This window comes from Microcoleus sp. B4-C2 (genome assembly GCF_036705265.1).
In the GTDB taxonomy this organism is placed as follows: Bacteria; Cyanobacteriota; Cyanobacteriia; order Cyanobacteriales; family Microcoleaceae; genus Microcoleus.
Genome location: NZ_JAUBUB010000100.1, coordinates 1 through 23,294 on the forward strand (window position 1 = coordinate 1; position 23,294 = coordinate 23,294).

At 44.2% G+C, this 23,294-nt stretch carries 30 protein-coding genes; 17 read left to right on the forward strand and 13 right to left on the reverse strand.

Going from position 1 to position 23,294, the window contains the following annotated elements:
- Positions 1 to 193: 193 nt before the first annotated feature.
- From glcD to QUB20_RS23440, 3 genes are all read right to left on the reverse strand, one after another.
- Positions 194 to 1,669 carry a glycolate oxidase subunit GlcD gene (glcD, locus tag QUB20_RS23430; protein WP_333243960.1) on the reverse strand — a complete coding sequence of 492 codons (1,476 nt, stop codon included), beginning with the start codon at positions 1,667 to 1,669 and terminating at the stop codon, positions 194 to 196.
- 69 nt (positions 1,670 to 1,738) lie between these two features.
- On the reverse strand, positions 1,739 to 2,623 hold the full coding sequence (locus tag QUB20_RS23435) for a DUF6671 family protein (RefSeq protein ID WP_333243957.1): 885 nt from the start codon (positions 2,621 to 2,623) through the stop codon (positions 1,739 to 1,741).
- A 193-nt stretch (positions 2,624 to 2,816) separates the two neighbouring features.
- Positions 2,817 to 3,209: a transporter gene (locus QUB20_RS23440; protein WP_333243954.1), complete on the reverse strand. Its 393-nt coding sequence runs from the start codon at positions 3,207 to 3,209 to the stop codon at positions 2,817 to 2,819.
- A gap of 123 nt (positions 3,210 to 3,332) precedes the next feature.
- Here QUB20_RS23440 and QUB20_RS23445 point away from each other — a divergent pair, with 123 nt between their 5' ends.
- The 3 genes from QUB20_RS23445 (at position 3,333) to QUB20_RS23455 (ending at position 5,392) form a co-directional block, all read left to right on the forward strand.
- On the forward strand, positions 3,333 to 4,544 hold the full coding sequence (locus QUB20_RS23445) for a glycosyltransferase family 2 protein (RefSeq protein WP_333243952.1): 1,212 nt from the start codon (positions 3,333 to 3,335) through the stop codon (positions 4,542 to 4,544).
- Between the two features lie 215 nt (positions 4,545 to 4,759).
- Positions 4,760 to 5,023 (forward strand): hypothetical protein, encoded by a 264-nt coding sequence (locus tag QUB20_RS23450; RefSeq protein ID WP_333243949.1) that lies wholly within the window; start codon positions 4,760 to 4,762, stop codon positions 5,021 to 5,023.
- Between the two features lie 3 nt (positions 5,024 to 5,026).
- On the forward strand, positions 5,027 to 5,392 hold the full coding sequence (locus tag QUB20_RS23455; RefSeq protein WP_333243946.1) for a type II toxin-antitoxin system VapC family toxin: 366 nt from the start codon (positions 5,027 to 5,029) through the stop codon (positions 5,390 to 5,392).
- Between the two features lie 50 nt (positions 5,393 to 5,442).
- On the opposite strand, the gene QUB20_RS23460 is transcribed toward QUB20_RS23455, so the two are convergent.
- A complete protein-coding gene (locus QUB20_RS23460; RefSeq protein ID WP_333085439.1) occupies positions 5,443 to 5,700 on the reverse strand; it encodes a BrnA antitoxin family protein in 258 nt (85 codons plus the stop codon).
- 71 nt (positions 5,701 to 5,771) lie between these two features.
- Complete coding sequence (locus tag QUB20_RS23465) at positions 5,772 to 6,023, reverse strand: helix-turn-helix transcriptional regulator (RefSeq protein ID WP_041623394.1); 252 nt, start codon at positions 6,021 to 6,023, stop codon at positions 5,772 to 5,774.
- Positions 6,024 to 6,171: 148 nt separating this feature from the next.
- On the opposite strand from QUB20_RS23465, the gene QUB20_RS23470 reads away from it, so the two are divergent.
- The 10 genes from QUB20_RS23470 (at position 6,172) to QUB20_RS23515 (ending at position 9,351) form a co-directional block, all read left to right on the forward strand.
- Positions 6,172 to 6,369 (forward strand): hypothetical protein, encoded by a 198-nt coding sequence (locus QUB20_RS23470; protein ID WP_333212349.1) that lies wholly within the window; start codon positions 6,172 to 6,174, stop codon positions 6,367 to 6,369.
- A gap of 125 nt (positions 6,370 to 6,494) precedes the next feature.
- Entirely contained in the window at positions 6,495 to 6,749 is a 255-nt protein-coding gene (locus QUB20_RS23475; protein ID WP_333243943.1) for a hypothetical protein, read from the forward strand.
- The gene (locus QUB20_RS23480) at positions 6,746 to 6,877 is read left to right on the forward strand and encodes a type II toxin-antitoxin system PemK/MazF family toxin (RefSeq protein WP_333210048.1); all 132 of its coding nucleotides are present in this window, start codon (positions 6,746 to 6,748) and stop codon (positions 6,875 to 6,877) included. Before QUB20_RS23475 ends, QUB20_RS23480 begins: the two co-directional genes overlap by 4 nt.
- A gap of 70 nt (positions 6,878 to 6,947) precedes the next feature.
- A complete protein-coding gene (locus QUB20_RS23485; RefSeq protein WP_333210050.1) occupies positions 6,948 to 7,163 on the forward strand; it encodes a hypothetical protein in 216 nt (71 codons plus the stop codon).
- Positions 7,163 to 7,423, forward strand: a complete 261-nt coding sequence (locus QUB20_RS23490; protein ID WP_333054057.1) for a type II toxin-antitoxin system RelE family toxin — start codon at positions 7,163 to 7,165, stop codon at positions 7,421 to 7,423. Before QUB20_RS23485 ends, QUB20_RS23490 begins: the two co-directional genes overlap by 1 nt.
- A gap of 364 nt (positions 7,424 to 7,787) precedes the next feature.
- A complete protein-coding gene (locus tag QUB20_RS23495; protein WP_333243939.1) occupies positions 7,788 to 8,000 on the forward strand; it encodes a ParE family toxin-like protein in 213 nt (70 codons plus the stop codon).
- A 79-nt stretch (positions 8,001 to 8,079) separates the two neighbouring features.
- A complete protein-coding gene (locus QUB20_RS23500; RefSeq protein WP_333031785.1) occupies positions 8,080 to 8,304 on the forward strand; it encodes a DUF433 domain-containing protein in 225 nt (74 codons plus the stop codon).
- A gap of 3 nt (positions 8,305 to 8,307) precedes the next feature.
- A complete protein-coding gene (locus QUB20_RS23505) occupies positions 8,308 to 8,667 on the forward strand; it encodes a DUF5615 family PIN-like protein (RefSeq protein WP_333243936.1) in 360 nt (119 codons plus the stop codon).
- 127 nt (positions 8,668 to 8,794) lie between these two features.
- Positions 8,795 to 9,025 carry a hypothetical protein gene (locus QUB20_RS23510; RefSeq protein ID WP_333243933.1) on the forward strand — a complete coding sequence of 77 codons (231 nt, stop codon included), beginning with the start codon at positions 8,795 to 8,797 and terminating at the stop codon, positions 9,023 to 9,025.
- Positions 9,026 to 9,120: 95 nt separating this feature from the next.
- On the forward strand, positions 9,121 to 9,351 hold the full coding sequence (locus tag QUB20_RS23515; protein ID WP_333243930.1) for a hypothetical protein: 231 nt from the start codon (positions 9,121 to 9,123) through the stop codon (positions 9,349 to 9,351).
- On the opposite strand, the gene QUB20_RS23520 is transcribed toward QUB20_RS23515, so the two are convergent.
- Both QUB20_RS23520 and QUB20_RS23525 read right to left on the reverse strand, forming a co-directional pair.
- Positions 9,348 to 9,878 (reverse strand): hypothetical protein, encoded by a 531-nt coding sequence (locus QUB20_RS23520; RefSeq protein ID WP_333243927.1) that lies wholly within the window; start codon positions 9,876 to 9,878, stop codon positions 9,348 to 9,350. The genes QUB20_RS23515 and QUB20_RS23520 overlap by 4 nt on opposite strands.
- 291 nt (positions 9,879 to 10,169) lie before the next feature.
- Positions 10,170 to 10,472 (reverse strand): hypothetical protein, encoded by a 303-nt coding sequence (locus QUB20_RS23525; RefSeq protein WP_333243924.1) that lies wholly within the window; start codon positions 10,470 to 10,472, stop codon positions 10,170 to 10,172.
- Between the two features lie 298 nt (positions 10,473 to 10,770).
- On the opposite strand from QUB20_RS23525, the gene QUB20_RS23530 reads away from it, so the two are divergent.
- Positions 10,771 to 12,150 (forward strand): ATP-binding protein, encoded by a 1,380-nt coding sequence (locus QUB20_RS23530; RefSeq protein ID WP_333243922.1) that lies wholly within the window; start codon positions 10,771 to 10,773, stop codon positions 12,148 to 12,150.
- A gap of 75 nt (positions 12,151 to 12,225) precedes the next feature.
- Here the strand turns inward: QUB20_RS23530 and QUB20_RS23535 are convergent, their stop codons facing one another.
- From QUB20_RS23535 to QUB20_RS23545, 3 genes are all read right to left on the reverse strand, one after another.
- Complete coding sequence (locus QUB20_RS23535; protein ID WP_333243919.1) at positions 12,226 to 12,873, reverse strand: Uma2 family endonuclease; 648 nt, start codon at positions 12,871 to 12,873, stop codon at positions 12,226 to 12,228.
- A gap of 93 nt (positions 12,874 to 12,966) precedes the next feature.
- Positions 12,967 to 13,542, reverse strand: coding sequence for a Uma2 family endonuclease (locus QUB20_RS23540; RefSeq protein ID WP_333243916.1), 576 nt, complete (start codon positions 13,540 to 13,542; stop codon positions 12,967 to 12,969).
- A gap of 164 nt (positions 13,543 to 13,706) precedes the next feature.
- The gene (locus QUB20_RS23545; protein ID WP_333243913.1) at positions 13,707 to 17,702 is read right to left on the reverse strand and encodes a magnesium chelatase subunit H; all 3,996 of its coding nucleotides are present in this window, start codon (positions 17,700 to 17,702) and stop codon (positions 13,707 to 13,709) included.
- A 534-nt stretch (positions 17,703 to 18,236) separates the two neighbouring features.
- Between QUB20_RS23545 and QUB20_RS23550 the strand changes: the two genes are divergently transcribed.
- From QUB20_RS23550 to QUB20_RS23560, 3 genes are all read left to right on the forward strand, one after another.
- Complete coding sequence (locus QUB20_RS23550; protein ID WP_333243910.1) at positions 18,237 to 19,220, forward strand: calcium-binding protein; 984 nt, start codon at positions 18,237 to 18,239, stop codon at positions 19,218 to 19,220.
- Between the two features lie 151 nt (positions 19,221 to 19,371).
- Complete coding sequence (locus tag QUB20_RS23555) at positions 19,372 to 20,409, forward strand: calcium-binding protein (RefSeq protein ID WP_333212321.1); 1,038 nt, start codon at positions 19,372 to 19,374, stop codon at positions 20,407 to 20,409.
- Positions 20,410 to 20,660: 251 nt separating this feature from the next.
- The gene (locus tag QUB20_RS23560; protein ID WP_333243907.1) at positions 20,661 to 21,713 is read left to right on the forward strand and encodes a calcium-binding protein; all 1,053 of its coding nucleotides are present in this window, start codon (positions 20,661 to 20,663) and stop codon (positions 21,711 to 21,713) included.
- 80 nt (positions 21,714 to 21,793) lie between these two features.
- Here the strand turns inward: QUB20_RS23560 and QUB20_RS23565 are convergent, their stop codons facing one another.
- The 3 genes from QUB20_RS23565 to QUB20_RS23575 form a co-directional block, all read right to left on the reverse strand.
- On the reverse strand, positions 21,794 to 22,255 hold the full coding sequence (locus QUB20_RS23565; RefSeq protein ID WP_333054093.1) for a Uma2 family endonuclease: 462 nt from the start codon (positions 22,253 to 22,255) through the stop codon (positions 21,794 to 21,796).
- Positions 22,256 to 22,264: 9 nt separating this feature from the next.
- Complete coding sequence (locus tag QUB20_RS23570) at positions 22,265 to 22,453, reverse strand: hypothetical protein (RefSeq protein ID WP_333054079.1); 189 nt, start codon at positions 22,451 to 22,453, stop codon at positions 22,265 to 22,267.
- Between the two features lie 218 nt (positions 22,454 to 22,671).
- Complete coding sequence (locus QUB20_RS23575; protein WP_333243904.1) at positions 22,672 to 23,148, reverse strand: ankyrin repeat domain-containing protein; 477 nt, start codon at positions 23,146 to 23,148, stop codon at positions 22,672 to 22,674.
- Positions 23,149 to 23,294 lie beyond the last annotated feature (146 nt).

A 23,294-nucleotide genomic window follows, 5' to 3' on the forward strand; every position in this document is an offset into this window, starting at 1 on the left:
AATTAAATAACTTACAATTTTATTTGTTATTGTGGGCGGGGCGTCCCGCCCGTCAAAAAAGGACGGGCGGGACGCCCATCCCACTTTCAAGAGTGGAAGTTATTTAATTCTGATTCCTTAGAGGCTCTGCCTCCCCATTCTAGAAACAACTTCAGGGTGTTTTTCTGCTCACATTACCCGCATAAAAAGCGAATTAAAAAACCTCCGCACCCTCCAACTTCTTAAAAGTTTCAACCTTAGCCCTCGCCGCTTCCCCGCAAGTCTTCGGCGTCGGAAACATCTTCCCAGGATTCGCTAAACCTTTCGGATTAAACACCTGACGCACCCACTGCATCGTCTCCAAATCAACCTCCGAAAACATATCCGGCATAAAACACTTCTTGTCAGCGCCGATGCCGTGTTCCCCCGAAAGACTTCCCCCAACTTTCACGCAAAGCCTGAGAATTTCCCCGCCCAATTCTTCCACCTTCTCCAGCGCACCTTTTACCGAGTTATCGTACAGAATCAGCGGGTGCAAATTCCCATCTCCCGCATGAAATACATTGGCAATTCGATAACCGTATTTTTCGCTCAAGCCCTCAATTTCTTTCAAAACATAAGCCATTTGCGTTCGCGGAATTACGCCGTCTTGCACGTAATAATCCGGGCTGAGATGACCCGCCGCAGCAAAAGCAGCTTTCCGCCCTTTCCAAATTTTTAGGCGCGTTTCCGGGTCAGTTGCCGTGGTGATATTTCGTGCTCCGTTATGCTTGCAAATATCAGCAATTCGCTGTTTGTTTGTGGCAACTTCCACTTCTAAACCGTCAATTTCTACGAGGAGAATTGCCGCCGCATCGCGGGGATAACATCCAGTTGCCACCACATCTTCCACAGCATTGATGCTGATGTTGTCCATAATTTCCATGCCGCCGGGAATAATGCCAGCGCTGATAATATCGGAAACCGATTCGCCCGCTGCTTCTATACTGGAAAAATCGGCTAGGAGAACGCAAATAGATTCGGGCGCTTTGAGAATTCGCAAAGTAACTTCTGTGGCGATTCCTAAAGTGCCTTCGGAACCGACAAATACACCAGTTAAATCGTAACCGGGCATTTCGGAAATTTCGCCGCCGACATCGACAATAGAACCGTCGGGAAGTACCAATTTTAATCCTAAAACGTGATTCGTTGTGACTCCGTATTTGAGGCAGTGAACCCCGCCAGAATTTTCGGCAACGTTGCCCCCAATCGAACAAACAATTTGACTGGAAGGATCGGGCGCGTAGTAGAAACCGGCGCCACTAACTGCTTGCGTTACCCAGTTATTAATTACTCCCGGTTGCACGACTACTTGCTGATTTTCTAAGTCTACTTTCAGGATTTTTCGCATCAGGGCAGTGACAATCAGCACGCAGTTTTCTACAGGCAAAGCGCCGCCGGAAAGGCCGGTTCCTGCGCCTCTAGCCACCCAGGGAATTGAGTTGCGATCGCATATTTTGACCACTTGCGCCACTTCCTCCGTAGTTCGAGGCAATACCACCACGGCGGGTCGCTGGCGATAGCTGGCGAGTCCGTCGCACTCGTAGACAATCAATTCTTCGCGGCGCTGTACGACGCCATTTTTGCCGACTACAGCCTCGAATTCTTTAATAACGGGTTTCCAGTTGCGTTCTGTTTCTACGGCTATCATTAGTGAATTTAATTAGGGAACTATCAATAATATTGTGACAAATTTTACTAAGTTTAGCCAATTATTTTTCTAAGGGTTGCAATATTGACACAGGGAAGGATCGGCAGTCTCTCGACCGTCGGGAAATAGTTTTTCTTTAGTATAACCGCAGTTTTTGCATTTATAGATTGCCGATCGCACTAGCTGAGTCGGAAAATAGCAAAGTTCGCAGGGCAATCCGATTTTCCTCTCAGCTATATCGAATCCCGGCCAACCGCACTCCGGGCAGAATTGCTTAAATTTTTTAACTAAATCGAGAGTTGCATTTTCGATGTTTTTCATCCGAGTTGGATTGTACATCGCCCGCATATCTGTTTCGATGTGAACTCGGCCGGTTGACGATTTTTTTAAGCCTGCTGTCACAGCGTCAAAAAATTGTTTTTCTGTCCTAATGCCCTTGATAATTTCGCCGTTACCGATGGCAGCGTCGCCAACTATAACCACCAGTGCGTGTTCGGGAAATCCCGCTTTTTTCGCAAAATTATCTGCTTCTTCTATACTGGAAACTAACTGGTGACTGTAGTTAGTTTCAACGGAGAAAGAGTCACCGATTAGTTCTAGATTGTTGGCTCGATCTAATAAAATTACGATTTCTCTGTTAGCTGGCAGATAGGGCATCATTGGGTGAGGGCCGAAAAAACCTTCGCTGGCAAAGGCAAGAGTTTCGCCCGCAATTTCTAGGGCTTTTTGTGCTTTGTGGCGAGCCGCTTCTATTTGTGTTCCTAAGCGTTTAACTTCTCTGGTGAAGGTGCCGAATGCGTCAGTGTCAAGCGCCGCAGGTACTAGGATATTTACGCCCAATTCTCGTTCCAAAACGGGAGCCATTACCCGTTCTTTTTGGTGCATGGTAGCAATAACTGCGGTGCGATCGCTCAATAATTGATTGGGATTCACAGGCTCAGAAATATTAGACATACAGCAGCATCATTTTAGGAAAAAAAACTCACATACACCCTTTCCACCGCCCCACAACCGATAGAAACCCTGACTTAACTTCCGAATATAAATTTTAGAACTCAGTTAAATATCCGTGATATTCACCTGTGGACTTAATTTAAAATTCTCCAATCGTCAATCTAAAATCTAAAATCTAAAATCTAAAATCGTATTAGTTGCCTCCAGTCACTCCCCCAGCTTGACCTCGGAGTACAAAAATTACTCCTGTCATAATTAGCCCCACGCCTACCAACCGCAGCGGCGGCAAAGGCTCGTGAAATATAAGTTTGCCGCCTACAACAGTAAACAGGTAACTAATTGACAGTAAGGGCGAGACTATGCTAAGGTTTGCCCGCGATAAAACTACAATAAACCCGATCGAAGAAATTGCATACAAAGAAAGACCACTTACTATCAAAGGCTGAGTAGCCATTGCTATAATTTTTTCTATTAAATTAGCAGCGCCAATGGGCCCTAATATTTTAGCTCCTGCCTTCAGACTAAATTGACCTGCGACGCCGCACAATATTGCAGCAAGCAATAACAAAAACACGCTTCTATTCATAAATTTACTAACCTATAGTACAATCAAAAATTGCCGTTCCCAAAAACCTGAAAAACTTTAATTAAGTTTGGCTAGGTTTTATTCACCACTAATATTTTAAGCAGAGATACGGGAAAATCAAGTATGGTCGATCGCGATCGAGAGTCGAACAAATATATGGCAGAGCAGACCAACCCAAGCGGAGAATACACTCTAGAACTATCGATAGTCATGCCTTGTCTGAACGAAGCAGAAACTTTAGAAATCTGCATCGAGAAGGCACAGAAGTCCCTGCGCGAACTTGATATTGCAGGCGAGGTCATCATAGCAGACAACGGCAGCACTGACGGTTCTCAAGATATCGCTACCAGAATGGGAGCGAGAGTCGTGCCCGTAGCAGCCAAAGGCTACGGCAGCGCCCTCATGGGAGGCATCATCGCAGCGCGCGGAGTTTATATTATCATGGGCGATGCTGACGACAGCTACAATTTTTCCAACCTCGGCGCTTTTGTCCACAAATTGCGAGAAGGTTTCGACTTAGTGATGGGAAACCGCTTTCAAGGGGGAATCAAACCGGGTGCAATGCCGCCACTGCACAAATATTTAGGAAATCCGGTGCTGACATGGGTTGGGCGGCTATTTTTTGCAAGTCCCGTCGGCGATTTTCACTGCGGACTCAGGGGTTTTAGGAGAGACTCAATTTTGAAACTCGACTTGCAAACAACGGGGATGGAATTTGCTAGCGAAATGGTGGTCAAGGCCTCTGTGTACAAGCTGCGGATAACTGAAATCCCAACCGTACTTTCTCCCGACGGCCGCAGCCGCCCGCCGCACTTGAGAACTTGGCGAGATGGCTGGCGACACCTGCGATTTTTGCTGCTTTACAGTCCTCGGTGGCTGTTTTTGTATCCGGGTACTGCGCTGATGATTTGGGGTCTAATGGTTAGCATTTGGCTGTTACCCGGTACTCAAAAAATCGGGGGTATTAGCTTTGATGTACACACGCTGCTGTATGGTGCGATCGCAATTATCATCGGTTTTCAAGCAGTAACTTTCGCTTTTTTCACCAAAATTTTCGCCATCAGCGAGAAATTCCTGCCGGAAGACCCCAAAGTCAACAAAATATTTCGCTATGTCACCCTAGAGACAGGATTGATTGTCGGAGTCACGCTGATTTTAATCGGAATAGTGGGCTCGTTCTTGTCATTAACTATCTGGAGCGAAACGGCTTTCGGTTCTCTCGACCCTTCTAAAACTCTGCGTTTGGTTATTCCCTCGCTCACTTGCCTGACTGTTGGTTTGCAGATGGTTTTGTCGAGCTTTTTTCTCAGCGTGCTGAGCTTGAAGCGTAGGTGATAACATTAAAGTTCCTGCCAACCTTCCTCAAAACTAAATTTCCATGCAGGGGAAGCTCAGGGCGATCGTAATGCAGGCAACATCGGGGCGATCGCAATGCAGGGAAAATCAGGGCAGCAGGAGCCAAATTTCAGACTATCTGGTATAATCAAACAGGTAGCTTTAAAGCTCAAAAGGGTTATAATAGTAAAAATAAAGAAGAGTTGATATTAGCTATGCAGCGAATATTTGAGGCTATATTGAAGGGAAACATTTTAGAATGGGCTAATGAGGTTCCAACACAGGGCAATCGCCCTGTCAGAGTTTACGTTACTTTACAAGAAGAGCGAGCGACTTTAAGTGCAGAGGTTCGCCGTCAGAGAATAGTTGAAGTATTGGAAAAAATTGCAGCAAATAATGTATTTGCTGATATTAGCGATCCAGTGGAATGGCAGCGAGATTTGCGTCAAGACCGTCCACTTCCAGGTAGGGATGAATAATGAATGTTGCTAGACAGTAATATTATTATCTACGCTTCCCAGCCAGAAAACTCGCAGATTAGGCATTTTATTGGCGAAAATGACATAGTGGTATCGGCAATAAGTTACCTTGAAGTCTTGGGTTATCATCGGCTAAATGAAGAGTATAGATTGTACTTTGAGGAATTCTTTAGTGTGGTGGAGGTTGTACCAATTTCTAACGCTGTACTCGATCGCGCAGTGCTGTTGCGACAGATAAGGAGAATGACACTTGGGGATGCTATTATTGCGGCAACAGCTTTGGTATATGACAGAACTTTAGTAACAAGAAATATAGGGGATTTTCGGTGGATTGCTGAACTCACACTGATTAACCCGTTTGAGGTTTAAGAAAGATGGGCGATCGTACTTTGGGAAGAAAAGGGCGATCGCACATTTATTTATTCACTGCTTTTTACGTGATGTTCAACATAAGAGCGCAGCACAGCGTTCATTAGAGATTGATAGCCTTTTCCTTGGCTTTTAAACCAATCTAATACATCGCTATCAACTCTTAAAGAAATAGCTTGTTTTGTCAGTGGTGTTACGAGTTTTGCTTTTGCCCAAAAATTCGCATCTAATTCAGGAATATCAGAGGTATCGATCGCGGATTCTGGAATATTTTCTAATTCTTCAAGTCGTTTGCGCGAGATAGTCATATTCAAAGTACCTAAAAATGTATATACAAATTGTATATACTTAGAGTATAGCATAAAGGGCGATCGGATACTCACTCAGGCGGGCCAAAGCGATCGGGCAAGTCATCAAGAGTTAACCCGCGCGATCGCAAAAAATTTGCCAAAGCTTTCATCTGGGCAATTGTGAATGTCGGCACGTTATCTCCGGCTTCCCAGCGACTCACAGTGCGTACCGATGTCCCAATTTGCCGAGCAAATTCTTCTTGGGACATTCCTAACTCATCTCTGAGTTTTTTCAGCGGTGATTCGCCAGCTTCTTCTTGAGGTTGTCTTCGCTTAATCATTACAAAATATGACATAGTGTCTAGACTACTTGACAAAACAACTTTGTCCAGACACTATGTCTATATAGACAGCAAAAGGGCAGAGTACGGGAAATCAGCCCTGCCTTTCTAGTGTCTCATTTTGCCCGCAATCTATCGCAGAACTAGGATGAACTACAAACAACAACTTTACCCGTGGGTGATTTACCGCCACCTGCCCAACCTGCAACGCCTGACTGTGGCGCGTTTTCGCCGCCGAAACGACGCCGAGGAACACTTGCGGATTATCAAAAGATTGCTGCCGCAAGCGGAGTTTGCGATCGCCTTTGAGGTGAATTCGCAACAGCTAACAAATTGTGCAAGATAGTATAAGAGCGATCGAACTTTGGGAATAAAAGGGCGATCGCACTTTAGGAAAAAAGGGCGATCGCCATTCCTTCGATCCTAAATTGCTATAATAACAATCAGCCAAAAAATTTCAACATAAAGCCTATGTCTACTTATAGCGAGGTACTGAGTCAGGCTCAAAATCTTACTCCTGACGAGCAACAGCAGCTTTTAGAAGTATTGTCAGCTTTGATGCGCGATCGGGTAACAACCCAGACTGAGGGTAAACGATCGGAAATTGATGCAGCACTGATTGAAATGGTACAAGATCCAGAGTATCAAGCTCAAGTGCTACAGATGGAGGCTGAGTTTGCGGTAGCGAGTTGGGAAGCGCTGCAATTGGGAGAATCTCCTGTATGAACCGGGGAGAAGTCTATGATGCTAGACTTGAACCTGTTGAGGGTTCTGAACAAGGAGGAACCCGTCCTGTTATCATCAAAGTTAAGGAACTAGCAGGAGTTAGAGAAAATTACTCTAAAAATGGATAGCTAAGTTACAGGGAAAACCGTACTAAAGTTGCTATTATTTATTGATAATCCCACAGACTAGGAGATTAAGATGCAAGTCAAAGACATGACAGTTGATCAATTGCGGGACTTAATTCGGCATACCGTGGAACAGTGTTTAGAAGAATATTTGGGCGATCCTGATGCAGGTTTAGAAGTTAAGGAAGAAGTCAAGCAGAAATTGTTAGATTCAATGAAGCGCAAACAAGCAGGAGAAAGTAGCGTCGAACCTGGGGAAGTTTATCAAAAACTTGGCATGAAATCGTAATGAGCTATTCGGTTGAGTTGACAGCAGAAGCTCTGGTTAACCAAGAAAGATTGACTCAGGCTGTGCAGGAGCGTATAGGTAATAAAATCAATTGGTTGGCTGAAAATTTTGAACAAATTACTCCTATGCCGTTGTCGGCTAATCTGGCAGGTTTCTTTAAGTTAAGAGTGGGTGATTATCGGGTAATTTATTCTTTTGATGATGATTTAAAGGTGATTACTATTCACCAGATTGGACACAGGAGAGAAATTTATGATTAACTGAAGTGCGATCGCGCTTTTGGAAGATTAAGGGCGATCGCTTTTCCCCGAATCCCGAATTGAGATATAATAAATACCAAGCCAAAAAATCAACGAAATTTAGTGTAAGTTAAGATAGCCTATGTTGACTATTGAACAGATAGAAAATGCGATTCTCCAACTTCCGCCCAACAAGATTGGAGAGTTGTTAGAGTAGTTTCTAAAGTTGGATTACCAACGATGGGATGTTCAGTTAGAGAAAGATATTGCTGAGGGTAAACTGGATGCTTTAGCAGCAGAGGCGATCGCAGATTTTGAGAGTGGTAACTATCGAGAGATTTAATGCACTACACGAAGGAGAAAATTTTGGGATTATTACAATGCTTTGCCATCAAATGTACAAGCTACAGCAGATCAGTGTTATGAGTTGCTGAAGGCAGATCCGTCTCATCCTTCTCTGCATTTTAAGAAGGTTGGTAATTATTGGTCTGTAAGGGCCGGACAAGCTTATCGGGCGTTGGGTATTGAAATTAAAACAGGTATTTTGTGGTTTTGGATTGGTACTCACGCAGAGTACGATCGGCTGATTGGAAAATAATGCCGCTGGTGAAAAATACAGGTGGCGATCGCCTACCTGATGACTTAAAATAGAAGAGACATATAGCTCTGTGGTCAAAATGGACAGAATCTCCGTCAACCCTCAAATTCACTTCGGTAAGCCTTGCATAATGGGTACGCGCATTACTGTACAGAGCGTTCTCGAATTACTAAATGAAGGGCTTTCTTTTGGAGAAATTATCCGAGACTACTATCCCGATCTGGAAATGGATGATATTCGGGCGTGCTTGCGTTATGCGATCGCACTGGTGGCGGCTGAAGATGTGCATTTGGCATTAGCTTAAATTATGAAATTTCTGATCGATCAAGATGTGTATGCTGTCACCACAAAGTTTTTGATTGATGCAGGACATGATGTAATTGTTGTCGCTCAAATGGGTCTAGCGCAAGCAAGTGATGAAGAAATACTGAGAGTAGCGCAAGCAGAAAATCGCATCCTGGTTACGCGAGACAGAGATTACGGAAATCTTGTTTTTGTGAGGGCGATCGGAACAGGTGTGATTTACCTTCGAGTCTTACCTAAAATGCTGAATGAAGTTCATAATGAACTAGCAGGAGTTATAGAAAATTACTCGGAAGTAGAACTAAGAGGGGCATTTGTGGTTGTAGAACCTGATGGATATCGGTTTAGAAAACCGCTTATATAGGGTATTAATTAGGTTGGTGTTGGAAAGCAAAGGGCGATCGTACTTTGGGAAGATAAGGGCGATCGCACTTCCCTTAATCCTAAATTGCTATAATAACAATCAGCCAAAAAATCTCAACATAAAGCCTATGTCTACTTATAACGAGGTACTGAGTCAGGCTCAAAATCTTACTCCTGACGAGCAACAGCAGCTTTTAGAAGTATTGTCAGCTTTGATGCGCGATCGGGCAACAACCCATATTCAGGGTAGCAGAGAAAGACTGCCCAGGAAAAATTTAAAGAGATGGCGCGGTTTTTTGCCGTATCGTGTGGATGCTTTGGAATTCCAGTTGCAACTTAGAGAAGAATGGGATGATTAATAAATATCTTCTCGATACCAACATTCTGATTCATTTGTTCAATACTAAAGTTGCTATTATTTATTATTGATAATCCCACAGACTAGGAGATTAAGATGCAAGTCAAAGACATGACAGTTGACCAATTGCGGGACTTAATTCGGCATACCGTGGAACAGTGTTTAGAAGAATATTTGGGCGATCCTGATGCAGGTTTAGAAGTTAAGGAAGAAGTCAAGCAGAAATTGTTAGATTCAATGAAGCGCAAACAAGCAGGAGAAAGTAGCGTCGAACCTGGGGAAGTTTATCAAAAACTCGGCATACCAAGGCTATTGAAGCATTGCTAATCGATTCTACCAAAGTTTTTACGACGATATTCTTCCTCTCTTTTATCTTGTTGTTCTTTTTGCTGTTTTAGATATTGTTCATCCATGAGCCTCAAAAATTCAATATGATCGAGCCAAGAACCGATCAAAAAAACCGACAAGTTACAGCTTTTGATAATATTTGTAGAGGAAGTAAATCCGTGGGTAACAGGATCTCCGTATTCAACCCTACTTTTTGTAGCTGATAAAACAACTTTTTTAGAAGATACTAATGTAACTGTAATACCGTTATCCCAATTCTCAATTTTTGTAGAATAAATTTCCCTATATTTGTTGTTCAGACTAATAATAACAACGTTATCTTTGTAGTAGCCTCTATCTTCCAAGTAAAATTTACCTTGGAACTCATAGTCCAAACGGTCTATTCCTGTTTCACCCCGGCGTCCAACAATAGTTTCGCAAGTATCGACGAGTCTAAGTGCCAGATCGTTCTGCCACTGGACATGAGGATTGAATATATCAACATTTTTCCATTGCTCTAATGACATTTGATTGTCTCTTGTTTTATGTGTGTATTTATGTACAATGGGTTAAAGTCAAATTACTCAAGCAAGCATTTACGGTGGCGAATCAGTATCAATAGAGGTTTGTTGCTTGCAGTCATAGCATTTGTAAATTACCCTTTCAGTGTACTGATTGATCTTTCTTGAACCGACAAATCCCAATTTTGGTACTCCCGCAGCGATCGCCCCCTGCACCCTCTCCCTTTCTTTCCAATAGCGTATAGTAGATTCGAGAGAGCGATCCCATCCCGTTAGATATACGCTATAATTAAGTATTTAAGCCTTGCAATTATTAGCCAACTTAGATATCAAATATAGGTTACGCCTATCGATATCTGAATCATTTAATAACTCATTTTCTCTAACTTCGTCATAATCAGCCGGGATATTAATAACACAAGAAGCAACAGCCCGATGTACACCATCGATTACAACCAGCAAATTATCTTTAGTTCTCCGAACTTTAATAGACGGAAAACAGTAACTTTTCTTACTCATTAGGTGCTGAACCATTTCCTTGACTTTCCTAGAATCAACATCATGAATGGCAAGCATATTGCCAGTATGGGTTTTAGGCATATTACCTCTTGATTGGTTTCCGTAATGCTGAGTATGGTATGGTAATTAGTCTGACAATATCGGAATTATCGGGACTTACTTCATACACCCGATCGCAAATTTCCGAAATATCAACTGGGCTGATGTAGCATGGTCAAGTCCAGTGCAACCAACCTTTGCTAAAAAAATCATACAATGACCACTTTGCCCGATCGCTTACTTGACCGTATTATAAAAAGTTATAAAAAGTTAGATAATGTTATCTAAAATATTAGAAAAAATAAGTTAAAATCAGTAAAAATTACCCCAAACGCGATCTATGGAGCTTAATGAAGTCTTAAGATTTGCCGACGAAAAAGTTTTTTCTAAAACAGGGAAGCACTTAGACGACCTGCAAGAGACTATATTAAAAGAAGTATGTCAAGGTCGGAAATATGCAAAGATAGCGCAAGACTGCGATCGCAGCGAGGGTTATGTTAGGGTTGCTGCTTATGAACTATGGAAGATACTATCAGATGTCTTCGAGGAAGATGTTAGTAGAGTAAATGTTAAAGCGATACTGGAAAGGGCAAAGTTTTACACTAATTTTTCACCAACAACTATCGGAAGCGAAAATGTAACAGTTAATAATCATGTAAACTTTTGTCAAAGAAAGGTGCGATCGCCCTCCTCTCCCCAAAACCCCCAACAAACCCCAACCCAACCCCACATAGACTTAGGTGACGCACCGGAAATATTCACCTTTTTCGATCGCACTTCTCAACTCTCCACCCTCGAAAACTGGATAACGGGCGATCGCACACGCCTGATCGCACTCCTGGGAATCAGCGGAATCGGCAAAACAACCCTCTCCCTAAGCCTAATCGATCGCATCAAAACCCAATTCGATTACGTCATCTATCGCAGCCTCCGCTTTTCCCCCACCCTAGACGCAACCCTCACCAACCTGCTGCAAATCTTTTCCCAACAATCAGAAATTCCGCAAAACATCGAAACCAAAATTTCCCAAATCCTCGATTACCTGCGAAAAAACCGATGTCTGATTGTCCTCGATGACGTACAGATGCTTTTCGGCAGCGGGGAACTAGCGGGACAATATAAAACTGGATATGAAGATTATCAGTTATTTTTTAAACTAATTGCCGAAGTTTGTCATCAAAGTTGTTTGATATTGAATAGTTGGGAAAAACCCAGAGAAATTGCCAGATTATCAAAAGAGTATCATCCCGTGCGATGTTTTGTATTGGGAAGTTTAGGAGAAGCAGCTAAAGAAATTTTGAACTCACAAAAGTTATCCGATGAGGAAACATGGTCAACTTTGATTGACATTTATCAAGGCAATCCCCTGTGGTTGGAGTTCACTGCAACCCTGATTCAAGAGTTGTTTGGGGGGAGAGTTTCTGAGTTTTTGCAGTGCGAGATGCCGATTTTAGATGAAGGGTTGCAATCTCAGTTATCTCAACCTTTTGCGCGTTTGACTCCGGCAGAGTTGGCAGTGATGACTCACCTGGCTAATCAACCTGAACCCGTTGCTGTGTCGCAAATTTTCAACAAAATACCATTTTCGCCGTCAGAAATAGTAAATGCAGTGCGATCTCTTGGAAATCGCTTTTTATTGGATGCTGTAGAACGGGAAAAGATAACTTTGTTTAGTTTGAATCCCGTGTTGAAACAGTATGTGAAAACTCAGTATTCTTAGTCCGCGTAAGCGGACTTTGTTTGACAAGAAGCGGTTTCAACCGCCGACGGATAAAGGGGGGGAACAAACCCGGATTTAATTTAAGTGCGATCGTACCCACTCTCTAAACTCTCTAATTCTCGCATTCTCTCCCTTTTCTGAGTCTAGGTGCATAAACTGTGCCAGTTCTTTGACAGGAAACGAGCCAAATGCCAAACTGGTTTCCGACTCGACATAACCCGTATCATTTAAAGTTTTAATTATTAGTTTCCCCTTCTTCCAAATCCAAACCTCCGGTACTTTTAATTCCGCATAAACCGCCATTTTATGGATAGATGAGCTAGTCAAATCAATTTCCACAGCTAAGTCGGGCGGCGGGTCATTTTCTAGATCGATAGTTAACTTTCCCCGCATTAAAGCTTCATTTTGGATATAAAAACATTCATCAGCTTCGTTGCCCGCTTTTTTCGGTTCCGAACGCCAAGTAGATGATTTTAATCCGATAATTTCAATTCCAATTTCCTCAGAAAGTGCTACAATTAGTCGTCCGAGAGTCCAGCTATACCTTTCATGTTCTGGTAAAGGTACCATAAGTTCTAGCGTTCCTTGGTAGTAAGTCATGCGCGGCGTTGAACGTTCCGCAAATATTTCTAACAAGTGTTCGTAGGTTTCCCAACTGATATCATGTAAAACCAGGTGAGAACCTGCAAGCTCTTCTTTACTGTACGCCAGGGTTTGAACCATTGCAAATACTCCACGAGAACTATAACTCTATTTTACTCTCTTAAACATTGGACAGGTGCGATTCCCTGCGGGATAGCTTCGCACGCGCGTACTTTACCAAATCGACTCAAGATTCAAAATAAATCCGGGGAGAACATCTTCACCTGATACAGAGGCTGGAGATTCTAGCACTTCAACTTCTTGATTCAGACGGTAAATTTCTACTTGCCGCGACTTGCGATTAATTAACCAACCTAAAACAGCACCGTTATCTCGATATTCTTTCATCTTATCCTGAGTGTCTTTCAAACTATCGCTGGGAGACATTAACTCAACGACAAAATCAGGACAAATGGGAGGGAATTTCTTTTGTTGTTCGGAAGTTAGTGCATCCCAGCGTTCTAATTTTACCCAAGAAGCATCAGGCGCTCTATTTGCATTATTAGGAAGTTTGAACCCTGTTGAAGAATCAAAAACTTTACCCAGTTTACTCTGCTGATTCCAAATCCAAATCTGTGCTGTTAATCCTGCATTGCTGCTTCCAGTTTCTCCTCCTGCTGGTGACATGATAATTAATTCTCCTTTCGCTGTGCGTTCCAATCTAATATTTTCATTTTCTTGACAGAGTTCAAAAAACTGATCGTCTGTCAGCTTAATAATTGGGTTGAGGTTGAGGGTGAGGGTAGTCATAGCGGTATTTTATCGTGGCTAAACGACCTTTATTAAGCATTGTAGCATATTGAGTGAGTTGTGAGGGCGATCGCTTCCTACTCATCAAAACCCTCGCAAAAATATAAGGACACAGCATTGCTGTGTCCCTACAGATTAAAGGCTATCGTCCGAAATTCTGAGGTTTATTCTACCCCCTCAATCCGGTCTTCCACCTCCTGATACAACTCACGCAAGCGATCCAAATTGTTCTCCGAAGTCTCCCAATAACCCCGGCCATTCACCTCAAGCAAAGTGCTGACAATCTTGCGGAACGAATGAGGATTTAAGTTAAGCAAACGCTTCTGCATCTCCTCATCTTGGATAAACGTAGTGTTGACATCCTCATACACCCAATTATCCACAGCGCCCGCCGTCGCACTCCATCCAGTCGTATTCACCAGACGCTTAGAAATCTCCCGCACGCCTTCATAACCGTGCGACAACATCCCCTCGTACCACTTCGGATTCAGCAGCTTAGTCCGCGAATCTAAACGCACGGTTTCTGATAGCGTCCGCACCTGCGCGTTGGCTGTGGTTGTATCAGCAACAAAGGATGTCGGTTTCTTCCCATCTGCGCGCAAACTGCCGATCAATTTAGTCGGGTCAGAGTCGAAATAGTGCGACACGTCGGTTAGGGAAATCTCGGCAGAATCTAAGTTCTGGAAGGTGACTTCCGCAGTTTTCAAGGATGATTCAAAAATCTTCCGGTCTTGTTCCATTGTTCCGGGATTGTCGGAAGAAAAGGCGAAGGATTTGCGAGTTAAGTACATTTCCTGCAACTCGGCTTCGCTTTCCCAAGTGCTGTTTTCCACCGCCAAGTTGACGTTAGATGAATAGGAACCAGAAGCATTGGAAAATACGCGGGTTGCTGCTTGTCGCAGGTTAATTCCCATTTCTTCCGCTTGCTTCAGGGCGTGTTTGCGGACGAAGTTCATCTCTAACGGTTCGTCGGCTTCCGCTGCCATTTTCACGGCTTTATCTAACAAATTCATTTGGTTGATGAACAAGTCGCGGAATACGCCTGAACAGTTAATTACTACGTCGATTCGAGGGCGTCCCAACTCTTCTAAAGAAAGCAATTCGAGTTTGTTTACCCGGCCCAAAGCGTCGGGAACTGGCTTCACTCCCACCATCCACATTACTTGGGCGAGGGATTCGCCGTAAGTCTTGATGTTGTCGGTTCCCCACAACACAACGGCGATCGTTTCTGGGTAATTTCCGCCGTTATCAACGCGCTGTCTTTCTAATAGCCGATCGACTACAACCTTAGCAGACTTAATCGCCCCTGTGGTGGGGATTGACTGCGGGTCTAAAGCGTGCATATTCTTCCCAGTCGGCAAAACATCCGGGTTGCGAATCGGATCGCCGCCTGGGCCAGGGATAATGTATTCGCCTTCTAGGGCGCGCAATAATGCGCCCAATTCGTTATCGGCGCAAACTTGTTCCAAGCAGAATTCCAGATACTCAAACAGCGGTTTAATCAGTTCGGGATCGACCTTTTTATAACCGGCTGCGTGCAAGGCTTCAATCCAAGGTGTTTTCTTGCCCATGTTGAAGAAATTCAACTTGGAAACCAGGGAAACTCGACCCTCAGCATCGGTTTGTTCCTTCACCAAAGCGCCAACAGCATCCCGACAGGCTAAGGTGATGTTTTGTAACAATTCAACATCTGCTAAAATGCCTTTGTCGTTGTTGGTGTATATCTCGTCAATATTGCGATCGAGACTTTGAGCAATAATCCGCGACAAACTGATTAATCCGTCTTCTTCCCGGTCTAAATTAGCAATGTTAACCAAAGTTGCGATCGCCTCTTCAGCAGTCGGCGGCTTACCGATCACGTGCAAACCGCAAGGTAACAACCGCGACTCAATCTCCATCAACTTGCGGTAAACCAAGCCAACTAAATTATCCCGTTCCTCGGCAGTCATATCCGCAGCAACCCCTCGTTCTTGTTCGGGAGGTAACGCGATATCCTTATCCAAATTCACCAAACGGCATTTTTCGACGATCGCATCCACAATCGGCACACCGCGCCCAGTCTCTTTCAAAGTTTGATAAGAAGCAATTAACTCGCTGAGTTCCTGCAAACCTTTGTACAACCCAGCATTTTCAGCCGGAGGAGTCAGATAACTGATTGTTTCAGCATAACTGCGGCGCTTAGCAATTGTTGCCTCACTCGGATTATTAGCAGCGTAATAATAGAGGTTAGGAATCTTGCCGATCAAACTGTCAGGATAACAATCGACAGACATTCCCATCTGCTTACCGGGCATGAATTCTAGCGAACCATGAGTGCCAAAGTGCAGCACCGCATCCGCACCCCAAATGCGCTCCAAATATGTATAGTAAGCAGCAAAACCGTGGTGCGGGCTAGCAGAACGAGAGAATAACAACCGCATCGGATCGCCTTCGTATCCAAAAGTAGGTTGCACTCCGATAAACACATTGCCAAAATGTTTGCCAAAAATCAGCAAATTTTGTCCGTCGCTGTTCAAATGTCCCGGAGGCGGCCCCCAATTTTCTTGCAACCGTTCCGAGTAAGGAGTGAATTCTTCGTATTCAGCTACGGACATCCGGTAAGCAATATTTAATTCGGGACTTTGGTATTGGGCAGTTGCGTCATGGATGACTTCTTGCATCAGTTTTTCGGCGGAATCCGGCAATTCTGGCAAGTCGTAACCGTTACCTTTTAAGGCTTTCAATACTTCGTAAATCGAGCCGAAAACGTCCAAGTACGCGGCTGTTCCGACGTTGCCTTTGTCGGGCGGAAAACTGAAAACTGTGATCGCAACTTTCTTATCTAATTTTGGTTTGCGGCGCAGCATTGCCCATTTCATGGCGCGCTGGGAAATTGCTTCAATTCGATCTTGCAGGGCGATCGCCTTGCCAGTTGCGCCATCACGTCCCGACACAATAATCGGTTCGATCGCACCATCCAACTCAGGAATCGCAACTTGCAAAGCAACTTGAATCGGGTGCAAGCCTAAATCGCTATTTTCCCATTCTTCAGTCGTTTGGAAAACCAGCGGCAAAGCCACCATGTAAGGGCAATTTAATTTTTTCAAAGATTCGATCGCCTTTGGGTGATCTTGTTTCGCCGGGCCGCCCACCAAAGCAAAACCAGTCAGAGAAACCACCGCATCAACGATCGGCAGAGGTGTAACACCTTTTGCCCCGACTTCCAAGAAAAAAGTCTCCACAGGTTTCGAGAAGTCCAAACCGCCGGCAAAAATCGGCACAACCCGCGCGCCCATTGCCTCCAATTCCTGCACCATTGCTACATAGTGCGCGTCATCTCCCGTGACTAAGTGAGTGCGTTGCAACACTAAACCAATGCAAGGTGCGAGGGGATCTTTGAGATCCGCAGAAATATCTGTACGGGCATTAAACCAGGTCAGATATGCTTTTACATCTTCAAACATCGACGATGCCAAAGGATGCCAAATTCCCATGTCTGGGTAGACAACAGGTTCTTGGAAAGTCGGCTGTGACTGGCCTTTGAAGACATATTTATGTGACAGCATCAGCAGGAAGTTTTCCAAGTTTTCTTGGGAACCCCCCAGCCAATACTGGAAACTCAGCATGAAGTTGCGGGCATCTTGGGCTTTGTCGATGGGCAAATATTTCAGCACTTTCGGCAAAGTTTGCAGCAGTTTCAGCATTCCGTCTTGGAAGGAACTCCCGGATTTTTCCTTCCGTTTTTTCATGAATTCGCCGATCGCACTTTTGCTTTGTCCCAACTGTGCCATCGAGAAACTGCCCATTTTATTGAGTCGCATCACCCCTGGCATCGACGGGAAGACGACGGCGACATCCAAGCTGTCGCGCAGCGGTTCCACTGCCGCTACCACTTTTTCTGCCAAATCTTCGATGAAAATTAGAGAAGCAATAAATACATTGGCATCCGCCACATCCCGCTTGAAGGCCTCGTAATTTTCCGGGCTGCGGAGTTCCTCGATCAGGTAGCCGCTGATTTCTATTGCCAAATTCGGATTTTTCTGGTTTATCGATCGAACCGCTGCCGACAGGGCGCTTTGATACTGCGGTTCCAGTACGACATAGACCACCTTCATGAGCGATCGCCCCTGCAAGTTTTCCGGCACAACGTGGCGAATGGTGGGCTTGACGTGAGTGAACATCCGGTTAGGCTCCTTTAAGATGCTGTTTTCGGGAATCGGGAATTTTTTTATCCCATAAGCATTTTTACCAGAAAACGCTTGCCATTAGGCGATTTGAGCCTGCACATGACACAATTCGACAAATTTAGACCAAATTTTCGTTACATTTTTTTATAAATTCCTTGAGCAAATACTCCAATTTTTATTTACAAAAATTTACTTGACATAGTATAGACTATGTGTATAGGATTAATGGGCGGGATAAAAATAATTAAAAATTAACCAAGAATTGAGAAAAAAATCCTGAAAAAAGTTCCAACTTTTGTAGAATTAATCAAACTTGCGATCGAGCAATTAACTGAGGGAAAAAAGGCTTAATTTCTGAAAGCAGAATGTAGCCTTTGGATAATTGCTGAGTCATCAAGATTGACATTTTACCAGGAATTTAAAACCATTTCATAACGTCTGTTTGTGTAAATTCCTGATCGGCGATCGAGTTCATGGAAAACTAATTGCTATAGAATCTCAAACTCATCAAAACTTTAGGGGGAAAATATGGCTAACTACGCAATTTTCGACGAACAATTCTACCTGGCTTCATATCCTTGGCTCAAACCAGCCATTGACGCCGGAGTCATCTCATCTGGGAGAGAACACTTTGAAAAATTTGGGCGAGAAGGCGGTCTAACTAATGTATCGCGTTATTTTGACGAAAATGCTTACCTTGCTGGGAATCCAGACCTCGCACCTTTCGTCCGCACAGTAAACCCAAACGCGCCTTTTGCGACCGGCCTCGATCACTTTATTCAGTTCGGTTACGATGAAGGACAGCGCCGCACCCAAGTATCACCCGAATACAACGAAAGCTTTTATTTAACAAGCAACTCTGAACTCCAACCATTCGTTCAGAACGGAACTTTCAAATCAGGCTACCAGCATTTCATTCAATTCGGGGCCAAAGAAGGTCGGTTTGGAACTTCATTTTTTGAGCCGGAATACTTAAAAGAAAACCCCGACATTGTGCCGTTTGTCAACTCTGGAAACTTGAGAACCGGCCGGGAACACTTCTTCAATTTTGGACAATTTGAGCCTGCCCGCGACGCGACTTTTGTCGGCACCCGTACCAACGATGTTTTAACTGGTGTGGGCGTGGGCGATGTCGAACTTGTGGGAGTGGAAGTAGGTATTGATCCCCAAGGCAACCGGCAGTATGAAAGCTTTGGCACAAATGAATTCGATGTCCTGATTGGTGGTCCGGGAGCTGATAGATTCGTACTCGGAGTTCCTGCTACAGCCGGGAATGTCACCCCGACACCGCTGTATTTGGGTAACGGTCAAGCTACCATTCGCAACTTCGACATAGAAAGCGATTTTATCCAACTGCAAGGAACTTCTTTAAACGGCTACAGCCTGACTCCGGTTGGTAGCAATTTGTCAATCCAGCGTTTTGGAGACGTGCTAGGCGTGATTGAAGGAGGAGCAAGCTTGGGTTTAAGCTTCCAAGAATCTAACGGTAATGGTACTTTCTTGATTGGATAGTCATTGGTCACTGGTCATTAGTCATTGGTCATTAGTCATTAGTCATTAGTCATTAGTTATTAGCTAATGCTGATGATTAATGATTTTTTATTGATGGTGAGCGATGGTTTTATAAAAAAGTACGATCGCACTTTACTTTAAACAGCCAACTATGAATTACGATATCTTCGACGAACAATACTACCTTTCGCAATATCCGTGGCTGAAACCAGCCATTGATGCAGGCATCATCAAATCTGGAAGAGAACACTTTGAAAAATTTGGTCAAGCCGCCGGCCTCACCAAAATATCGCGGTATTTTGACGAAGAAACTTACCTTGAGGGAAATCCAGAGCTTAAACCCTTTGTCCGCACTCCTAACAATCCAAATGCGCCTTTTGCTACAGGCTTAGATCACTTTATCCAATACGGTTACGAAGAAGGTCGCACTCGCGTATCGCCTGAGTATGACGAAGCGTTTTATGTAGCAACTAACCGAGATTTGCAGCCGTTTATTCAGAATGGAACGTTTAAAAATGGCTACCAGCATTTCATTCAATTCGGGGTAAAAGACGGTCGGTTGCCTACTTCTTTCTTTGAACCACAATTCTTCAATAACGAGGCCGCTGGGCTGATCATATCTGGAACCTTGAAAACCCCTCGCGAATACTATTTCAAGGTTGGGCAATTCGATCCGACCGGTCGGCCGGTGACTTTTGTCGGAACTTCCGGCAATGACATCCTCACTGGTTTAGGGGTGGGGAAGGTCGAATTAATTGGAGTTGAAGTAGAAGCCCCTAGGGGCCTTCGACGGTATGAAAGTGACGGCAGCAATGAATTCGATACTCTAATTGGCGGTAGCGGTCGCGATACATTCGTGCTCGGCGACTTGTCAGAGTTGCCACTAGGCACGATGGGGGGCTTGTCGAACCTCCAACAGTTCTACATCGGGCCGGGTTTTGCGACAATTCGGAACTTTACCCAAGGTCAGGATAATATTCAGCTAGTAAGGACTTCCTTAGAGGAATTATTGGTGTTTCCCATTAACAATAATCGAGATTTAGCTATTCAAACCAACGGCTTGCCCGTCGTTAAAAATGGAGTTACAGAAATTAGTAGCTTTGACACGCTGGCTGTTATTGAAGGTGGCGGAAATCTCAAGTTGAATCCATTACCAGACTCTAGTTTTTTTAGAGCTTTACTTGGGTAGAAATATCGAAGGTATTCAGGATTTGCCTGATTGCTGCTGGGGAGTGCGATCGCACTTTCCTATGCCAACAACTCGCATTCCGTGATCGCACTTTACGTTCTCCAATAAACAACGATGAATTACGACATCTTTATAGAGCTTAAATGAGATTTGACTGACACTTGGAAAAAATCACCCGATCAGGTAATTGTCTCAGTTTCAGATTATTGATAAATTGCATAAACAGCTCATTAAAGCCGCAGTGGGAAAACATGGCTAATTACGCAATTTTTGACGAAAAATACTACCTTGCTCAATATCCTTGGGTGAAACCAGCCATTGATGCAGGAGTTATCCAATCTGGAAAAGAACACTTTGAAAAATTCGGTCAAGCCGGGGGCTTAACTAAAGTATCGCGATATTTTGACGAAGCTACTTACCTTGCGGGCAACCCCGACATCGCTACCTTAGTCCGCACCCCCAACAACCCAAATGCGCCTTTTGCGACCGGGCTAGACCACTTTATCCAGTTCGGTTACGAAGAAGGTCGCACTCGCGTATCCGCTGAGTATGACGAAGCGTTTTATGTAGCAAATAACCGACAGTTGCAGCCGTTTATTCAGAATGGAACTTTTAAAAATGGCTACCAGCATTTCATTGAATTCGGCATCAAAGACGGTCAGTTTGGGACTTCTTTATTGGAACCGGAATACTTACAAAAAAACCTCGACATTCTGCCGTTTGTAGAATCGGGAGCCTTGAAAACTGGTCGCGAACATTACGTCAATTTCGGCAAAAACGAGCCAAATCGGTCTGCTACTTTTGTCGGAACTTCCGGGAATGACATCCTGACTGGTTCCGGGATGGGGAAAGTTGAATTAATTGGAGTTGAAGTAGGTTTAGGTACAGGTAATGGCTTTGGTTCCGGTAGAAATTATGAAAGTGACGGCAACAATGAATTCGATACTCTCCTTGGCGGTAGTGGCCGCGATACATTTGTACTTGGTACACCTTTAGTAGGCAGTAAGGGGAACCCGGCCGGAATCGCACAGTTCTACATCGGGTCGGGTTTTGCTACTATTCGGAACTTTACCCAAGGTCAGGACAGCATCCAGCTAGCAGGGTATGATTTAGAGCAATTCTTGATTGTTCCGATCAACAATAATCGAGATTTAGCTATCCAAACGAACGGCTTTCCCACGGATTTTCAAAATGGAGTTACTCAAGTTAGTCGCTTTGACACGATCGCGGTTATTGAAGGTGGCGGAAATCTCAAGTTGAATCTATTACCAGAATCGCCTTTTGCAACACTTTTAATTGGATAGAATTATCGCACCTATTCGGGAGTGGCATTGGTGTGCTGTTGGTACGATCGCACTTTCAAAAAATGGGCGATCGCACTTGCCTATTCCGGCAACTCGCCGAAGCGATCGCGATATTGAGCTACCAATTCTTCAGCCGTCAAATACCTACTACCTCGTTCGTCAAACCAGTACAAAACCTCCAACGGTGTTTCCCCATCGCTGTAACGACCTCGACCAATGCCTAAACCCACTTCCGGCATCCAGAAAGGTTCACCAATTTGCTGTTCGTACTCGCCATTTACCAAACGATAAACTTCAAACGGTTGATGTTGGTCTCGTCGCCAGTAGTAGGGATTGTAAATCACATAGTACAGCACGCCCAACCGGGCATAAATATCAATTTTTTTATCGTATTCACCGCCGTAAGTTTGAGAAACAATCTCTAGGGCAAAAATCGGGGGAATATTATTTTCTTCCCACAGGACGTAACTAAGGCGCAAAGTATCGCCTTTGAATCTTTCGACACCCAAACTCAAGAAGCCGTCAGGAACGATTGGAACCAGATGACTTACTCACGTCGTGTGATAAACTCCCATATCCACGGCAAAAAACCAGTCGTTCCGCTGCAGCCAGTGAAATTTGAGCAAGAATAACAGTAAGTTGGGAAGAAAGTTTTGATTTTCGTTATCCACAGGAGTATCATCCGAAGAAGGAAGTTCGGCGCTAGTTGGCAAACGCATTTCTCGATCGAATAGTACCATGATAGGAAAAGGGCAAATTTATTCATTAATTGTACCCTCCAGAAACCGGGTTTCTCGAATAAACCCGGTTTCTAAGTTTTTAATATATTATATCTGGCAAAAGTCAAATTCACCCCCCTTAGTCCCCCCTTATTAAGGGGGGAAACAAGAATAATCTTGCCCCATCCCCTTACTAAGGGGAGGGTTGGGGTGGGGTGCATTGTATTTTGGCAATAGTTCTAATGGCGATCGCGCGCTAGCTTCAAAACCTCAACCGCATCTTTGTGACCTTCCGAAGACGCCCAAATTAAGGCAGTCCAAGTATTATTATCATACGCTTTGATATCAGCTCCTTTATCGATTAAAAATTCCACAACTTGAGTGCGCCCGCTACCTGCAGCACTCATCAAAGCCGTCAAACCAAAATTAGTTTTAGCATTCACATCCGCCCCCGCCTCCAGCAAAAGCTGTACAATCTCCGTATGTCCGGCAGCAGCGGCACTCATTAACGGCGTCCACCCGTCATTATCCTGACTGTTGACATCCGCACCAGCCGCCAGCAATTTTTTGACGATCGCCGAATTGCCAGCCTCAGCCCCAGTCGTCAAAGCCGTCGCACCTTCCTCATCTTTGGCATTGATATCTGCACGCTGTTCGATCGCACTTTCTACAGCGGCAACATCACCCGTCTTGACGGCATTAATTAAATCTGTCATCAGAAATTTGGGTTTGAAACCCCGTCCTTCTAGGACGGCTTTACAAAGATTTTACATTGAGTCTAGCATAATATCACAATCGAAGTGTTAGACTGTGAGCATGACGCTCAAAGCCTTCAGCTATCGATTCTACCCAACTCCGGAAC

Coding starts and splice junctions, on each gene's coding strand:
- QUB20_RS23440 (WP_333243954.1), bottom strand. CDS start 3,209: ATGAATAGAAGCGTGTTTTTGTTATTGCTTGCTGCAATATTGTGCGGC.
- QUB20_RS23570 (WP_333054079.1), bottom strand. CDS start 22,453: ATGGTACTATTCGATCGAGAAATGCGTTTGCCAACTAGCGCCGAACTT.
- QUB20_RS23475 (WP_333243943.1), top strand. CDS start 6,495: ATGTCTACTTATAGCGAGGTACTGAGTCAGGCTCAAAATCTTACTCCT.
- QUB20_RS23535 (WP_333243919.1), bottom strand. CDS start 12,873: ATGGTTCAAACCCTGGCGTACAGTAAAGAAGAGCTTGCAGGTTCTCAC.
- QUB20_RS23480 (WP_333210048.1), top strand. CDS start 6,746: ATGAACCGGGGAGAAGTCTATGATGCTAGACTTGAACCTGTTGAGGGT.
- QUB20_RS23555 (WP_333212321.1), top strand. CDS start 19,372: ATGAATTACGATATCTTCGACGAACAATACTACCTTTCGCAATATCCG.
- QUB20_RS23560 (WP_333243907.1), top strand. CDS start 20,661: ATGGCTAATTACGCAATTTTTGACGAAAAATACTACCTTGCTCAATAT.
- QUB20_RS23470 (WP_333212349.1), top strand. CDS start 6,172: ATGAACTACAAACAACAACTTTACCCGTGGGTGATTTACCGCCACCTG.
- QUB20_RS23465 (WP_041623394.1), bottom strand. CDS start 6,023: ATGATTAAGCGAAGACAACCTCAAGAAGAAGCTGGCGAATCACCGCTG.
- QUB20_RS23510 (WP_333243933.1), top strand. CDS start 8,795: ATGTCTACTTATAACGAGGTACTGAGTCAGGCTCAAAATCTTACTCCT.
- QUB20_RS23450 (WP_333243949.1), top strand. CDS start 4,760: ATGCAGCGAATATTTGAGGCTATATTGAAGGGAAACATTTTAGAATGG.
- QUB20_RS23435 (WP_333243957.1), bottom strand. CDS start 2,623: ATGTCTAATATTTCTGAGCCTGTGAATCCCAATCAATTATTGAGCGAT.
- QUB20_RS23455 (WP_333243946.1), top strand. CDS start 5,027: ATGTTGCTAGACAGTAATATTATTATCTACGCTTCCCAGCCAGAAAAC.
- QUB20_RS23520 (WP_333243927.1), bottom strand. CDS start 9,878: ATGTCATTAGAGCAATGGAAAAATGTTGATATATTCAATCCTCATGTC.
- glcD (WP_333243960.1), bottom strand. CDS start 1,669: ATGATAGCCGTAGAAACAGAACGCAACTGGAAACCCGTTATTAAAGAA.
- QUB20_RS23525 (WP_333243924.1), bottom strand. CDS start 10,472: ATGCCTAAAACCCATACTGGCAATATGCTTGCCATTCATGATGTTGAT.
- QUB20_RS23550 (WP_333243910.1), top strand. CDS start 18,237: ATGGCTAACTACGCAATTTTCGACGAACAATTCTACCTGGCTTCATAT.
- QUB20_RS23545 (WP_333243913.1), bottom strand. CDS start 17,702: ATGTTCACTCACGTCAAGCCCACCATTCGCCACGTTGTGCCGGAAAAC.
- QUB20_RS23540 (WP_333243916.1), bottom strand. CDS start 13,542: ATGACTACCCTCACCCTCAACCTCAACCCAATTATTAAGCTGACAGAC.
- QUB20_RS23575 (WP_333243904.1), bottom strand. CDS start 23,148: ATGACAGATTTAATTAATGCCGTCAAGACGGGTGATGTTGCCGCTGTA.
- QUB20_RS23460 (WP_333085439.1), bottom strand. CDS start 5,700: ATGACTATCTCGCGCAAACGACTTGAAGAATTAGAAAATATTCCAGAA.
- QUB20_RS23485 (WP_333210050.1), top strand. CDS start 6,948: ATGCAAGTCAAAGACATGACAGTTGATCAATTGCGGGACTTAATTCGG.
- QUB20_RS23515 (WP_333243930.1), top strand. CDS start 9,121: ATGCAAGTCAAAGACATGACAGTTGACCAATTGCGGGACTTAATTCGG.
- QUB20_RS23505 (WP_333243936.1), top strand. CDS start 8,308: ATGAAATTTCTGATCGATCAAGATGTGTATGCTGTCACCACAAAGTTT.
- QUB20_RS23530 (WP_333243922.1), top strand. CDS start 10,771: ATGGAGCTTAATGAAGTCTTAAGATTTGCCGACGAAAAAGTTTTTTCT.
- QUB20_RS23445 (WP_333243952.1), top strand. CDS start 3,333: ATGGTCGATCGCGATCGAGAGTCGAACAAATATATGGCAGAGCAGACC.
- QUB20_RS23490 (WP_333054057.1), top strand. CDS start 7,163: ATGAGCTATTCGGTTGAGTTGACAGCAGAAGCTCTGGTTAACCAAGAA.
- QUB20_RS23500 (WP_333031785.1), top strand. CDS start 8,080: ATGGACAGAATCTCCGTCAACCCTCAAATTCACTTCGGTAAGCCTTGC.